Source organism: Bradyrhizobium sp. HKCCYLS3070, assembly GCF_051167575.1.
Classification (GTDB): Bacteria; Pseudomonadota; Alphaproteobacteria; order Rhizobiales; family Xanthobacteraceae; genus Bradyrhizobium.
The window spans coordinates 63307-79185 of sequence record NZ_JBNPTI010000009.1; the positions used below are offsets into that span (position 1 = coordinate 63307).

General features: G+C 69.1%; 2 protein-coding genes (1 of these 2 only partly in view). Both read left to right on the forward strand.

Annotated elements, in window-relative coordinates; genetic code table 11:
* On the forward strand, window positions 1–9726 hold the full coding sequence (locus tag ACQR03_RS24410) for an amino acid adenylation domain-containing protein (RefSeq protein WP_434841991.1): 9726 nt from the start codon (window positions 1–3) through the stop codon (window positions 9724–9726).
* A protein-coding gene (locus tag ACQR03_RS24415) for an amino acid adenylation domain-containing protein (RefSeq protein ID WP_434841990.1) crosses the window boundary here: on the forward strand, window positions 9723–15879 show its 5' portion. The gene runs 434 nt beyond the window's last position; 6157 of the gene's 6591 nt are visible here — the first part of the coding sequence; the start codon lies at window positions 9723–9725; its stop codon lies off the right edge, out of view. Before ACQR03_RS24410 ends, ACQR03_RS24415 begins: the two co-directional genes overlap by 4 nt.

Consider the following 15879-nt stretch of genomic DNA (forward strand, 5'->3'; position numbering starts at 1 on the left):
ATGCCGACACAGACCCTCGTCGAACGACTCCGTGAACACGCCGCCTCGCGCGCCGGCCATCCGGCACTGCGCTTCATCGAAGGCGACGATGTCGTCGACGAACTGACATTCGCTGCGTTGGACCGGCGCATCCGCGCGCTTGCGGCGCATCTGCAGGAGCGCGCGCGTGCCGGCGAGCGCGCCGTGATTCTGCTGCCGAACGGTCCGGATTATGCCGTCGCATTCTACGCCTGCCTCTATGCCGGGGTCATTGCCGTGCCGGCCTATCCGCCGGAGACCGGCAAGGAGCGCTACGCCAGCCGCCTCGATGGCATCCTGCGCGATGCGGCGCCACGACTCATTCTCACCCAGGCGCGGCTTCGCGACGCCGTCGTCGCTTCGGTCGGCGAGACCGATGCTCATGTTGTTGCCGTCGACGAGGTGCCGGTCGATGCCGCCGCATCCTGGCGCGAGACGGACTTGCACGGCGATGCGATCGCCTTCCTCCAATATACGTCGGGTTCGACGTCGCAGCCGAAGGGAGTCTGCGTCACTCACCGGAACCTGGTCGCCAATGAGATCGCAATCGAAGCGGCGCTCGGCGGGACCAGGGACGACGTCTTCGTCAGCTGGCTGCCGCTCTATCACGACATGGGATTGATGGGCGGATTGCTGAATCCGCTGTTCACGGGCTTCACGGCGGTGCTGATGTCGCCGCGCAATTTCCTCGAGCAGCCGCGACGCTGGCTCGACGCCATCCACCGCCACGGCGGCACCTGCAGCGGCGGGCCGGACTTCGCGTTCGCGCTCTGTGCGGACCGGATCTCGGACGAAGCGATCGCGCGCCTGGACCTCAGCCGATGGCGGTTCGCGTTCTCCGGCTCGGAGTTCGTGCGCCGCGCGACGCTGGATCGATTTGCCGCGCGCTTCCGGCCGGCGGGCCTCGATCCTCGCGCGCTGACGCCGTGCTACGGCCTGGCCGAGGCGACCTTGCTGGTGACGGCGGGCGACCGCGCGAGCCGGGCGGTTTGTCACACGCTCGATCCCGCGGCGCTCGCGGGTGGCCGCGTTGCGGAGGCCGGCGAGGGCACGGACCTGATGGCGTGCGGCGCCGTGGCGGACGGCCATGCCGTGCGCATCATGAGGGTCGATGCGTCCGCCGACGCCGGGACGAATGAGGTCGGCGAAATCTGGGTCGCAGGTCCGAGCGTCGCGCAGGGCTATTGGAACAATCCCGAGGCGACGCAGCAGACATTCGTCCTTCGCGATGGCGCGCGCTGGCTGCGGACGGGCGACCTCGGCTTCGTCCGCGACGGCGATCTCGTCGTCACCGGCAGGCTCAAGGATCTGCTGATCGTCCGCGGCCAGAACATCTATCCGTTCGATCTGGAGCAGGCCGTCGAGACCGAGGTGGCCTCGGTGCGGAAGGGACGTGTCGCGGCCTTCCCGGTCGAGATCGATGGCGTCGAAGGCATCGGCGTCGCCGTCGAGTTCGGCAGGGCGGTACTGCGGCGAACGCCGGCCGACGTGCTGATCAAGGCGATCGGCGATTCGGTCATGCGGCAGACGCAGGAATATCCGGCGGTGGTCGTGCTGCTGAACCCGCAAGGCATGCCGCTGACCACCAGCGGCAAGCTGCAGCGGTCCGCCTGCCGCGCCAGGTGGGCGCAGGGCACGCTCGACAGCTTCATGGTGTTCGAACGGCGACGCGAGGCGACGGACCCCTCGCCGTCACCGGAGCTTGCGACGGCGACCGAACGCCGTCTTGCGCTGATCTGGCGGGATGTGCTGCGGCGCGCGACCGTCGACCGCAACGACGACTTTTTCATGCTCGGCGGCAATTCGGTCGCGGCCGCTCAGATCGCGGCGATGGTGCGCGAGCAGTTCGGGGTCGAGCTCGCGCTGCGCGGTTTCTTCGATGCGCCGACGCTCGTCGCGCTCGCAGCGCTCATCGATGCGGCCGGCGCGGACGCGACAATGCTCCCGCCGCTGCAGCCCGCACCGGCGGGGCTGCGCGAGCTACTGTCACCCGCGCAGGAGCGGCTGTGGTTTCTCTGGAGCATGGATCCGGCCGGCACGGCCTACACCATCGCTTGCACGGTTCATTTCGACGGCCCGCTCGATCAAGCACGGCTGGTGCAGGCGCTGACCGAAATCGTCGCCCGCCACGAGACGCTGCGCACCACCTTCTCTGCCCCGGATGGCCGCGTCGTGCAGGTCATCCATGCGTCGCCGGACATTCCCGTCGCGGTCGAGGATCTGCGGCGCAGCCCGGCGGCGGAGCGCGCGTCGCGCGTCGCGGCGCGAACACGCGAGGAGCTGGCGCGGCCGTTCGATCTCGTCAATGGCCCGCTGCTGCGCGCCGTGCTGATGCAGCTCGCGGACGACCGCCACGAACTGCTGCTGTCGGCGCATCACATCGTCGCCGACGGGCTCTCGCTCGACGTGCTGCTGGCCGAGATCGCCGCGCTTTATGACGGGCTCCGGCGCGGGGCAGGGGCGCTGCCGCCGCCGTCCGCGATCCAATATGCCGACTACGCCGCATGGCAGCGGGATTGGCTCTCCGGCCCCGAGGCCGCGCAGCAGCTCTCCTACTGGCGCGAGCGGCTCGGTGATGCGGATACGCCGCTTGCATTGCCGTTCGACCGGCCGCGGCCGCCCGTACAGAGCTATCGCGGCGACACCATCCACGTGGAGATCGCGCCAGATCTGGTGCTGAGGCTCCGCGCGCTCGCCAGGGAGCATCGCGTCAGCATGTTCATGCTGCTGCTCGCCGCCTATCAGCTGCTGCTGTTCCGCTACTCCGGCCGCTCCGACCTGCGCGTCGGTGTGCCCGTCGCCGGGCGCCGCCAGGCCGAGCTGGCGTCGCTGATCGGCTGCTTCGTCAATACGCTGGTGCTGCGCGCCGACGTGACCGACGGCATGAGCTTCGCCGAGCTGCTGGCGCGGGCGAAGGAGGAGGTCATTTCCGGGCTGGCGCATCAGGATCTGCCGTTCGACCGTCTCGTCGACGCGCTGAAGCCGACTCGCTCCGGCGGCCACAATCCGCTGTTCCAGGTCAAGTTCAACTACATGGCCGCGCCTGCCGGACTTGCGCTCGGCGACGGCCTGCACGCCCAGCCGCGCATCGTCGATCTCGCCGGCTCGCATTTCGATCTCGCGCTCGACATCGTCGACGGCCCGACGGGCATGAATGCGAGCCTGAATTTCGCAACCGATCTGTTCGACGTGACGACGGTCGAGCGGATCGGGAACCAGCTCGTCGATTTCCTGCGGCAGATCGCGGCCGCCACCGACCGGCCGCTGCGCGACTTCGCGATCGCGCGCGGCGTCGAGCAGACCGTCGTGGCGGAGGCGACGAGCTTCCCCGCGACCGACATCCTCGATCTGATCGGTGTTGCGCTCGCGCGCCGCGATGATCGGATCGCGCTGCGCCAGGGACGGGACACCGTCAGCGCAGCCGAGCTCGTGCGCTGGTCGGACCACATCGCGGGTGTGCTCGTCGCGGCCGGCATCACGCGCGAGGCGCCGGTGGCGCTGTGGATCGAGCGGTCGCCGGCCTTCGTCGCGGCGCTGCTCGGCGTCCTCAAGGCGGGCGGCTCCGCAGTGCCGCTCGATCCGGCATGGCCGGTGGCGCGCGTCGATCGCATCCTTCGTGGCGGCGGCATCGGCACGCTGGTCGCAACCGGCGAGCACTTGGCTGCGGCGAGGGCGCTGGAGTGTCATACGCTCGACGGTGAACTGCGCGGCGATGCGTCCTCCGGCGCGTTCGATGCCCCGCGGCCGCATCCGGCGCAGACCGCCTACATCATCTACACGTCGGGCTCGACCGGTGCGCCCAAGGGCGTCGCCGTGTCGCACGGCGCGCTCGCCAACTACGTTCAGGCGCTGTTGTCCCGGCTGCAGCCGCGCGCCGGCGCCGGCATGGCGATGGTCTCGACGGTCGCCGCCGATCTCGGCCATACCGTGCTGTTTGGCGCGCTTGCGAGCGGCGTGACCTTGAATCTGCTGCCGGCCGATGCCGCCTTCGATGCGGATGCGTTTGCGCAAGCGATGCGCGACGGCGAGGTCGGCGTCCTCAAGATCGTGCCGAGCCATCTGCGCGGCCTGTTGCGGGCGCGGCGCTCGGCCGACGTTCTGCCGCGCGACGTGCTGATCCTTGGCGGCGAGGCCTGCGATCCCGGCTTGATCGAAGAGGTCCGCCGGCTGCGGCCGCACTGCCGGATCGTCAATCACTACGGCCCGACCGAGACGACGGTCGGCGTGACGACCCATGAGTGGACGGACGCCGAAGCCAAAGGCGTGCTGCCGGTCGGATTGCCGCTTGCGAACCTGCGCGCCTACGTTCTCGACGATGCGTTGAATATCGTCCCGGCCGGAGTCGCCGGTGAACTCTATGTGGGCGGCGCCGGGCTGGCGCGCGGCTATCGCGGTGCGCCTGGACAGACGGCCGAGCGCTTCATTCCCGATCCGTTCGGACCTGCAGGCGAACGCCTCTACCGGACCGGCGATTTGGTGCGCTGTGATCGAGCGGGCCGGATCGTGTTCCTGGGCCGGCGCGATGATCAGGTGAAGCTGCGCGGCTACCGCGTCGAACCCGCCGAGATCAGCCGCGCCGTCTCCTCGTTGAACGGCGTCGCCGATGCCGCCGTCGTGGCCCGCGCCGTCGACGCCGAGCAGGAACGCCAGGAGCTCGTGGCTTATTGCGTCGCCGCGGCCGGCGTCGTGTTGCAGCCGGAGGCGCTGCGGCAGCAACTCTCGGCGATGCTGCCGGACTACATGGTGCCGTCGCGCATCGTCGTGCTCGAGCGGCTGCCGCTGACCGCCAATGGCAAGCTCGACCGCGCGGCGCTGCCGCAGCCGGACGAGGACGCCGTGCTGTCGTATGTCGCCCCGGTCGGCGCGGTGGAGCAGGCCATCGCCGCCGTCTGGCAGGACGTGCTGGGCCGCGAGCGGATCGGCCGCAATGACAATTTCTTCGAGCTCGGCGGCGACTCCATCCTCAGCCTGCAGATCACTGCACGGCTGCGCAAGCGCGGCGTCATGCTGACGCCGAAGCAGATGTTCGCGCAGCAGACGATAGCGGCGCTGGCCGGCGTGGTTGCGACCACCTCCGCGCCGGCCATGACGCCGCCGGCAGCAGCACGCAACGCAATGAACGCCTGCGCTGCGGAGCTGCTGCCGATCCAATTGCGCTTCTTTGCCGAGGAAATCTCCAACCGCGATCACTTCAACCAGGCGGTGCTGCTGATCCCGCGGGACCGGATCGACTGGAGCGTGCTGCAGCGGGCGCTCGCTGCCGTCGTGAGGCATCACGATGCGCTTCGCATGACGTATCGGCGGATCGCGGGTGAATGGCAGGCGGTGCCGGCCGACCTGCCTGCTGCGCCTGAGCTGCTTTGGCTCCGCACGGCAGTCGAGCCGGCCGACGTCAGCGCGATCGCGTCGGCGGCGCAGGCGAGCCTGTCATTGGCATCGGGATCTCTGCTGCGCGCCGTCGGATTCGACATGCGCGACGGCAGCCAGCGGCTGCTGGTCGCCATCCATCATCTCGCCGTCGATGGCGTGTCATGGCGGATCCTGCTCGAGGACATCGCGTCGGCCTACGAACAGGTGGCGGGGCAGGCGGCCGCCGTCAGCCTGCCGCCCACGAGCTCCGCGCCGTCTTCCTGGGCGCAGCGACTGCGCGCGCATGCGGCCTCCGATCGGCTCGCAGGCGGACTGCCGTTCTGGCTCGCGCCCTCCCGCGGCAGTGAGTTGCCCTGTGACGATGCTCATGGTGGCACCGACGTCGAGGCCGACGCCGAGGAGGTCGTGCTGAACCTCGAGGCGGAGCTGACTGAACGGCTGCTCGATGCCGCGCCTGCGGCCTATCGCACGCAGGTCAACGACCTGCTGCTGGCCGCGCTGGCACGCGCGCTCTGGAGCTGGAGCGGGATCGAAGGCGTCGTGATCGAGCTGGAGGGCCACGGCCGCGAGGATGTCTTCGCGGACGTCGATCTCACGCGGACGGTGGGCTGGTTCACGAGCGCGTTCCCGGTGCGTCTCGACGGCGGCAGCGAGACCGACCGCGCGCTCATCACCCGCGTCAAGGAGACGCTGCGCGCCATGCCCGATCGCGGGCTCGGCTATGGCGTCCTGCGTTATCTCGGCGCGAAAGAGCATCGCGACGCGCTGGCGGCGACGCCGAACCCGCGTATCGTCTTCAACTATCTCGGCCGCTTCGACGGCCAGCTCGGTGCGGCCGCGCCGTACCGGATCGCGGCGGAGAATCCGGGATCGATGCGGGCCGCCGACACGCCGTTGCGGGCCTGGCTCAGCATCAACGGCGAGGTGCGTGACGGGCGGCTGCGGCTCGGCTTCCGCTATGGAAGCCGGCGGTATCGGCGCGCGACCGTGGAACGGCTCGCCGAGCTCTATCGCGCGGCGCTGCATGGTCTCGTCGATCATTGCCTCCGCGGCGCCGGCGGTCTCACGCCGTCCGACGTTCCGCTCGCGGGGCTCGATCAGGCGGCGCTCGACCGGCTCTGCGCGACCGTTGACTGTCGCTCCGTCGAGGACATCTACCCGCTGTCGCCGATGCAGCAGGGCTTGCTGTTCCATGCGCTGCGCGATGGCGCTGATGACGTCTATGTCAACCAGCTCTCGGTCGAGCTTCGGGGCGTGACGCCGGCGCGGTTGCGTGCGGCATGGCAGACGGCGAGTGCGCGGCATGCGGTGCTGCGGACCGGGTTCGCCTGGCAGCAATTGTCCGGAGCAGCCCAGCAGATCGTCTACCGGCAGCTCGACGTGCCCGTCGTCGACGAGGATTGGCGCAGTCGTATCGCTGATGGGGCTGCGGCGGCGGAGATCGATGCGGCGCTTGCGGAGGCGGCACGGCGCGAGCGCGAACTCGGCTTCGACATTACCCGTCCGCCGCTGCAGCGGCTGCGGCTGATCCGGCTCGGCGAAGACAGGCTGTGGCTGATCTGGACGCATCATCACATCGTGATCGATGGCTGGAGCTCGGCGCGGCTGCTCGCCGATGTGCTGCAGCAGATCGGCGGCGCCGCGCCGTCGGCGGCGCAAGGCGGCTACCGCGACTACATCGCCTGGCTGCAGACGCGCGACCAGGCGGCAGCCGCTGATTTCTGGCGCGAGACGCTGCGCGATTTCGAGCCCACGCCGCTCGCCGACGCCTTGCGTGCGAGCCGCGCGATCGACGCTGCGAGCGGCCATCGCCGGCTGACGCTGCGCGTGGACGGTGATCTCGCGGCTCGCCTGCGGCGGTTCGCGACGCAGCAGCGCATCACGATGAATACGCTGCTGCAGGGTACCTGGGCCCAATTGCTGCGGCAATATACCGGGCAAAGCGCGGTCTGCTTTGGCGTCACGGTCTCGGGCCGTCCGGCCGAGCTTGCCGGCGCCGAGAACATGGTCGGCCTCTTCATCAACACGCTGCCGCTGATCGATCGCGCGCATCCGCAGACCGCGACCGGCGACTGGCTGCGCGCCCTTCAGGCGCAGAGCGTCGCGGCGCGCGACTATGAGTGGCTGCCGCTGCACGAGATCCAGCGTCTGGCCGGCAGGGCCGGGCAGCCGCTGTTCGACAGCCTGATGGTATTCGAGAACTATCCGATCGATCAGTCGCTCACCGCGCGCGACGGTGCCGGGCCGCAGATCGGGCGGGTCGAACACGTGACGCCGACCAACTATCCGATCGCGGTCATCGTGTTCGATGGACCCGAGGGCCTGCGCCTCGACTTCAACTACGATCGCGCGCAACTGGACGACCATGCGGTTCGCCGGGTGAGCGCGTCGTTGCGAGACTGGCTGACGCAGATTTCGGCGGATGCCACCCGTCCGACCGGCAGCCTTCGCACGGTCGACGGAGAGGCGCTGGCGTGCGTCCTGCGCTGGAGCGGAGCTGCGATCGGCGAGACGTCACCCCGACCGTCGTCGATCGGCGCGGCGCCTGGCCTCGTGGCGCAGATCGAGGCGCGGGCGAAGGCCGTCCCGGACGCGGTTGCGATCGTCTGCGGCGACCGCCGGATCAGCTACGGCGAACTGAACGCGCGGGCAAACCGGCTGGCGCGGCGACTGCGCGCGCGCGGGATCGGCGCCGATGTCGTGGTTGGACTGGCGCTGGAGCGCGATGCCGAGATGATTGTGGCGCTGCTCGCCGTGCTGAAGGCCGGCGCCGCCTACCTGCCGCTCGATCCGGACTATCCGGCCGAGCGTCTTGCCCACATGCTCGGCGACAGCGGCGCAAGACTGCTGCTCACGCAAGCCGAGCTGCAAGATCGGTTCACGCCCGCGCTGGCCGACAGCGGAGCCGAAGCCTGGCTGCTCGATCGCATCGACGATGGAGGCGACGCCGGCAACCTCGACCTCGCCATTCATCCGGAGAGCCTCGCCTACGTCATCTATACCTCGGGCTCGACCGGCCTGCCCAAGGGCGTGATGGTGCGTCACGGCGCAGTGACGAATTTCCTGGCGACGATGGCCGAGCAGCCGGGGATCGCATCGGACGACCGCGTGCTGGCATTGACCTCGCTGTCGTTCGACATCGCGGTGCTGGAGCTGTGGCTGCCGCTGACCCGGGGAGGCCGGATCGTGCTGGCCGACCGCGCCTCCGCGCACGATCCGACGGCGCTGAAGGCGATCGTGGCCAGGCACGGCGTGACCTTGATCCAGGCGACACCGTCGAGCTGGCGCATGCTGCTCGATCATGACGAGGCCGCCGCGCTGCCTCGTCGCTGTCGCGTGCTCAGCGGCGGCGAGGCGCTGGCTCCCGATCTGGCACGGCGGCTCGTCGCGCTGAGCGGCGAGGCCTGGAACATGTATGGGCCGACCGAGACCACGGTGTGGTCTGCGCGCCACCGGCTCGATGCCAATGATCCCATGCCGGTGCTCGGCGGTCCGATCGGCAATACCACGCTCTACGTGCTCGACGCCAATCTCAATCTGGCGCCGCCCGGCGTGGCCGGCGAACTGTTCATCGGCGGCGAGGGACTGGCGCGCGGCTATTGGAAGCGGCCCGGGCTCAGCGCGGAACGGTTCATTCCGGATCCGTTCGGCGGCCCCGGTGCACGGCTGTACCGGACCGGCGACCTGGCGCGCTGGCGTGCCGATGGCGCGCTCGACTATGTCGGCCGCGCCGATCACCAGGTCAAGATACGGGGGCATCGCATCGAGCTCGGCGAGATCGAGGCGCGGCTGCGCGCGCTGCCCGGCGTCCGCGACAGCGTCGTGGTCGCGCAGGATGTCGGTGGCGGTAGCAACCTGATCGGCTATGTCGGCAGTGAGTGCGCGCTCGATGGCGGCGAGCTGCGCGCGGCGCTCGCGACGGCGCTGCCGGACTACATGGTGCCGTTGCGCGTCATCGTGCTGCCGCGGCTGCCGCTGACGCCGAACGGCAAGGTCGACCGCAAGGCGCTGCCGCTGGCCTCACAAGGCGAAGCGGGGGCCCACTATCAAGCTCCGGTCGGCGAGATCGAGATCACGCTGGCCGGCATCTGGGCGGAGCTGCTCGGCCTCGACCGCGTCGGGCGGGGCGATCACTTCTTCAATCTCGGCGGCCACTCTCTGCTGGCGGTACGGCTGCTCAGCCGTGTCGCGCAGGAGTTCGGCACATCGATGCGATTGTCCGAGCTGTTCGCTCATCCGGAATTGGCGGAGTTCGCGCGCGTCCTCTCCATCAGACTGATCGAGCAGCAGTTCGCCGAAGGTGAACTTGAGGACCTGATGACAGCGGAGCTATCATGAGCGGACAATCAGGACAGCCTCTTCTGCACAACCTCGATCCGGAGGCGCTGCGCCGGTTGGCATCGCGCGCGCGACAGCGCGGCCGCAATGTCCCCAGACGCGATACAAACACGATCCCGATCGCCGATCGCGGGGGCTCGCTGCCGCTCTCCTTCGCGCAGCAGCAGCTCTGGCTGCTGGCCCAGCTCGAGAATGGAAGTACCAACTATCACATTGATGTGGCGCTGCGGCTGCGCGGCCGGCTCGACATCGGCGCATGGCGCCGCAGCCTCGACCGGCTGTTCTCCCGCCACGAGGCGCTGCGGACGGTCTTCGTCGCCGAGCAGGGCGAGCCGCGGGTCGCGCTGTTGCCGCCGGACACCAGCCTGCCGCTGGAGGTGCACGATCTTCGCGGGCGGCCGGACCGCGAAACGCGGCTGGCCGATCTGCTGAATGAGTGTACGCGCGCGCCGTTCGATCTTGCGCGGGGTCCATTGATCCGCAGCCATTTGATCGACCTGGGCGATGATGATCATGTCCTTCTGCTCAGCCAGCATCACATCATCTCCGACGGATGGTCGATGGGCGTCATCGTCCGCGAGCTCTCGGCGCTGTATGCCGCCTTCGTTGCAGGCGGCAATGATCCGTTGCCGCCGCTGGCGATTCAGTATCCGGACTATGCAGCATGGCAGCGCCATTCGCTGACGGCAGATCGGCTGCAGCGGCAGCTCGATCATTGGACCGCCGTGCTGCGCGACGCGCCGTCCTTGCTGGCACTGCCGACGGACCGGGCGCGATCTGCACCGCGATCCAACGCCGGCGCCGCGGTGCCTGTCGAGATCGACGACGGTCTTTCGGCCGATATCAGGCAATTGAGCATCGCGCTCGGCGCCACCCCGTTCGTCATCGTGCTGGCCGCCTGGGCCCTCGTGCTGTCGCGGTTGGCCGGCCAGCAGGATCTCGTCATCGGCACGCCGACCGCCAATCGGATGCGTTCGGAGCTCGAAGGCCTGGCCGGCTTCTTCGTCAACATGCTGGCGCTGCGGCTCGACCTCTCGGGCGGTCTAGCTGTGGCCGAGTTGATCGAGCGGGTGAAGACGGCCGTCCTTGCGGCGCAGGATCATCAGGACCTGCCGTTCGAGCATCTTGTCGAGGCGCTCCAGCCCCCGCGGCATCCGGAATACACGCCCGTGTTCCAGGTGGTGTTCGCATGGCAGAGCAATGATATCGGCTCATTGGCGCTGCCCGGCCTGGCGGTCGAGCGCCTTGCGACCGAGCAGCACAAGATCAAGTTCGATCTCGAGCTCGATCTCAGTGAGAGCGGTGGACGCATCTCCGGCAAGATCAACTACGCGACGGCGCTGTTCGACGCCGAGACCGTGCAGCGCTATCGCACCTATCTGCTGGCGGTGCTGCGCGCCATGGTCGCCGACACCAGCCAGCCGGTCGATCGCATCGAGCTGCTGCCAGCCGAGGAACGTGCGCTGCTGCTGGATGACTGGAATCGCACGCGCTCGTTCACGCCGCCTGACTGCTGCATTCAGGATCTCGTTGCCGAGCAGGCGCGCCGCCGGCCGTCGGCGGTGGCGCTGGTCCATGACGAGGTCAACCTGACCTATCGCGAGCTCGAGCTGCGCGCCAATCGCCTCGCGCATCATCTCGTCGCGCTGGGCGCTGGTCCGGACCGGCTGATCGCGATCTGCCAGCAGCGCGGCATCGATGCGATCGTCAGCGTGCTCGCGGTCCTCAAAGCGGGAGCGGCCTATCTGCCGCTGGATCCCACCTATCCGCCGCAGCGGCTGCGCGAGACCGTGGCCGATGCCCGGCCGACGCTGCTGCTCTGTGACGGCGCGAGCGCCAGTACGCTCGGCAGCGTGGCATGTCCGGTCGTGGATGTGGAGAGCGATGCGCCGGCCTGGAGCGGGCTGCCGGAGGGCGCACCGGATGTTGTTGCCCGTGGCCTGACGCCGCGCAACCTCGCCTATGTCATCTACACGTCGGGCTCGACCGGACAGCCGAAGGGCGTGATGATCGAGCACCACGGCCTGGTCAATCTCGCGCAGGCCCAGATCGGGCTGTTCGACACCGGTCCGCACAGCCGGATCGCGCAATTCGCCTCCTTCAGCTTCGATGCGAGCGTGTGGGACATCGTCATGGCGCTTTGCGCCGGCGCCGAACTGCATCTGCTCGGAAGCCGCGAGCACCGCGATGCGGCGGAGCTGGTGAACTATCTCGCCGAACATCGCATCACCCATGCCACGTTGCCGCCGGCGATGCTGCAGGGCCGCTCGGACCTCGCGCGGCTCTCCGGGCTCGACGTGCTCGTTCTCGCTGGCGAGTTGCCAAAGCCGGAGCTGTTCGAGGCCCTGCCGTCGGACATCGCAGTCTTCAACGCCTACGGCCCGACGGAAACAACCGTCTGCGCCACCGCATGGCGCCGTCCGCCCGGCTTCGCCGGCGGTGTCGTCCCAATCGGTCGCCCGATCGCCAACGCGCGGATCTATCTGCTCGACGCCCAGGGCATGCCGGTGCCGCGCGGTGCCGTCGGCGAGATCTGGATCGGCGGGGCAGGGGTTGCCCGCGGCTATCTCAACCGTCCCGATTTGTCGGCGCAGCGTTTTGCCGTGGATCCGTTCGGGCTGTCGTCCGACGCGCGGATGTATCGAACCGGTGACCTCGGCCGCCATCTCGCCGACGGCAACATCGAATTCCTGGGCCGCAACGACCATCAGGTGAAGATCCGCGGCTTCCGCATCGAGCTCGGCGAGATCGAGCATCGGCTGAATGCGCAGGCCGGAGTGCGGGACTCGGCGGTGCTGGCGCGGCGCGATGCGCAGGGCGATCTCACGCTCGTCGCCTATGTGGTGCCGGCGGACGATGCAGGTGATCCCAGCGCATGGGCTGCGCGCCTGCGCACGCATTTGCAGGCGTGTCTTCCGGACTACATGGTTCCCTCGGCGATCGTTCGCCTCGATGCGTTTCCGCTGACACCCAACGGCAAGGTCGACCGGCAGGCACTGCCGGCGCCGGACGACGAGGCGTTCGGCCGTGGCGCCTATGATCCGCCCCACGGCGAAATCGAGCAGGCCCTCGCTGCTATCTGGCGCGAGCTGCTGGGCATCGAGCGCGTCGGTCGCAACGATCATTTCTTCGAGCTCGGCGGCCATTCGCTGCTCGTCGTCCGCATGCTGGACCGGCTGAAGCGCCGTGCGCTGACGATCGATGCGCAGATGGTGTTCGCCAAGCCGGTGCTGCGCGATCTCGCGGCCAGCCTGCGGCAAAGCGAGGAGACCGCAATTCCTGACAACCCGATCACGGCGCAGAGCCCGGTCATCACGCCGGACATGCTGCCGCTGATCGCGCTGAGCCAGGACGAGATCGACCGCGTGGTGGGCCGTGTGCCGGGCGGCGTCGCCAACGTCCAGGACATCTACGCGCTGTCGCCGTTGCAGGAGGGAATCCTGTTCCATCATCTGCTCGCGACGGAGGGCGACCCCTACGTGCTGGTCGCGCAGATGGCATTTGCGGGCCGTGATCTGCTGGATCGCTATCTTGCGGCCGTTCAGGACGTGATCGACCGGCATGACGTCCTGCGGACGTCGTTCCTCTGGGATGGGCTGTCGGTGCCGGCGCAGGTGGTCTGGCGCCAGGCACCGCTAGGCGTCACCGAAGTTGAGCTCGAAGGCAACGAGCCGGCCCAGGTCGAGCTGGCGCGCCGCTTCGATCCGAGGTCCTGCCGGCTCGACCTGACCCAGGCGCCATTGCTGCGTCTCGTTGTCGCCCGCGACCCACGAAATGATCGCCTGCTGCTGCTGGTCCTGCTGCATCACATGGTCGGCGACCATACCACTCTGCAGGCGCTGCACGAGGAAGTGCAACTGATCCTGGCGGGCCGCCGCAGCGCTCTCCCTCCACCGATTCCGTTCCGTAACCTCGTGGCCGAGACCCGCAAGGCCGGCGGGCAGGATGCGCAGCAGCGCTTCTTCCGCAGCATGCTCGCCGACATCGATGCGCCGACGGCACCATTCGGATTGATGGAGGTGCGCAGCAACGGCGACGGCGCGCGCGAGGCAAAGCTGCCCGTGCCGGCTACGCTCGACGCGCGGCTGCGCGCGCAGGCGCGGCGCCTTGGCGCGAGCCTCGCCAGCCTCTGTCATGTCGCCTGGGGCCAGGTGCTGGCGCGCAGCAGCGGACGTGAGCAGGTCGTGTTCGGCACCGTGCTGCTCGGCCGCATGCAGGCCGGCCACGATACCGGCCGCAGCCTGGGCCTGTTCATCAACACGCTGCCGTTGCGGCTCGATCTCGACGGCACGTCGGTTGAGGACAGCGTTCGCGCAGCGCATGGGCGGCTGGCGGAGCTGATGGCGCATGAGCATGCCTCGCTGGCAATGGCCCAGCGCTGCAGCGGCGTCGCGCCGCCGACGCCGCTGTTCTCCGCGATCCTGAACTATCGGCACGGCCGGAGGCAGGATGCGCGGACAGATGCAGAGTCCCTGCAAGGCGTCGAATGGCTCGGTGGCGAGGAGCGCACCAACTATCCGCTGATGCTGGCGGTAGACGACGACGGCCATGGGCTTCACCTGACGGTCCAGGCCGTGGCGCCGGTCGCGCCCGAGCGGGTCGGCGCGATGATGCAGCACTCGCTCGAGCAGCTGGCGCTGGCGCTGGAAGCGGCGCCGCATACGCCGGTGCGCAGGATCGACGTCATTCCGGACGAAGATCGCGCGCGGCTGCTGCAGGCCTGGAACGCGACGGCGACCAACGATGCAAATACGCTCTGCGTGCACCGGCAGTTCGAGGCCCATGCGGCGCGAGCTCCCGATGCGGTCGCACTGGTGCATGGGCAGGAGATGATCAGCTACGGCGCGCTCAATGCGCGGGCGAACCGGCTGGCGCGGCGGCTCCGGGATCGCGGCGTCGGGCCGGATGTGGTGGTCGGGCTGGCGCTGGAGCGCGGCGTCACGATGATGGTGGCGCTGCTCGCGGTGCTCAAGGCGGGCGCGGCCTATCTGCCGCTCGATCCGGACTATCCGTCCGAGCGTCTCGCGCACATGCTGAACGACAGCGGCGCCAAACTGCTGCTGACACAGGCCACGCTGCATGACCGGTTCGCGCCGGTGCTGGCCCGGAGCGATGCCGAGGCCTGGCTGCTCGACGTGGCGGCCGGCGATGGCCTCGGCCAGACCGATGATCTTTCCGTCGATGGGCATGCGGAGAGCCTCGCCTACGTCATCTACACTTCCGGCTCGACCGGGCTCCCCAAGGGCGTGATGGTGCGCCACGCCGCGGTGACGAACTTCCTGGCGACGATGGCCGAACAGCCGGGCATCGCGGCCGACGACCGCGTGCTGGCGCTGACCTCGTTGTCCTTCGACATCGCCGTGCTGGAGCTGTGGCTGCCGCTGGCCCATGGCGCCCGGATCGTGCTCGCCGACCGCGCCGCGGCCCATGATCCGGCGGCGCTCAAGGCGCTGGTCGCACGGCACGGCGTGACCATGATCCAGGCGACGCCGTCGAGCTGGCGCATGCTGCTCGATCACGATGCGGCCAATACCAGCGAAACCGCTCCATGGCTGCCGAAAGCCTGCCGCCTGCTGAGCGGCGGGGAGGCGCTGGCCTCGGATCTGGCGCGGCGGCTCAGCGCGCTGAGCAGCGAGGTCTGGAACCTGTATGGGCCGACCGAGACCACGGTATGGTCGGCGCGTCACCGCCTCGATGCGACGAATCCGGTGCCGTTGCTCGGCAGCCCGATCGGCAGCACCCGGTTGTACGTGCTCGACGGCGATCTCAACCTTGCGCCGATGGGCGTCACTGGCGAGCTCTTCGTCGGCGGTGACGGACTCGCGCGCGGCTATTGGAAACGCGCGGCGCTGAGTGCCGAGCGCTTCATTCCGGATCCGTTCGGCAGCGACGGTGCGCGGCTGTACCGGACCGGCGACCTCGCGCGCTGGCGAGCCGACGGCGTGCTCGACTATGTCGGCCGCGCCGATCATCAGGTGAAGATCCGCGGACATCGGATCGAGCTCGGCGAGATCGAGGTGCGGCTGCGGGAGCTGCCGGGCGTGCGCGACAGCGTCGTCGTCGCGCAGGAGCTCGGCGGCGGCCGTCAGTTGGTCGGTTATGTCAGCGGCGAGGCCTCGCTCGATGGCAGTGACCTCCGCGCCGCGCTCGCAA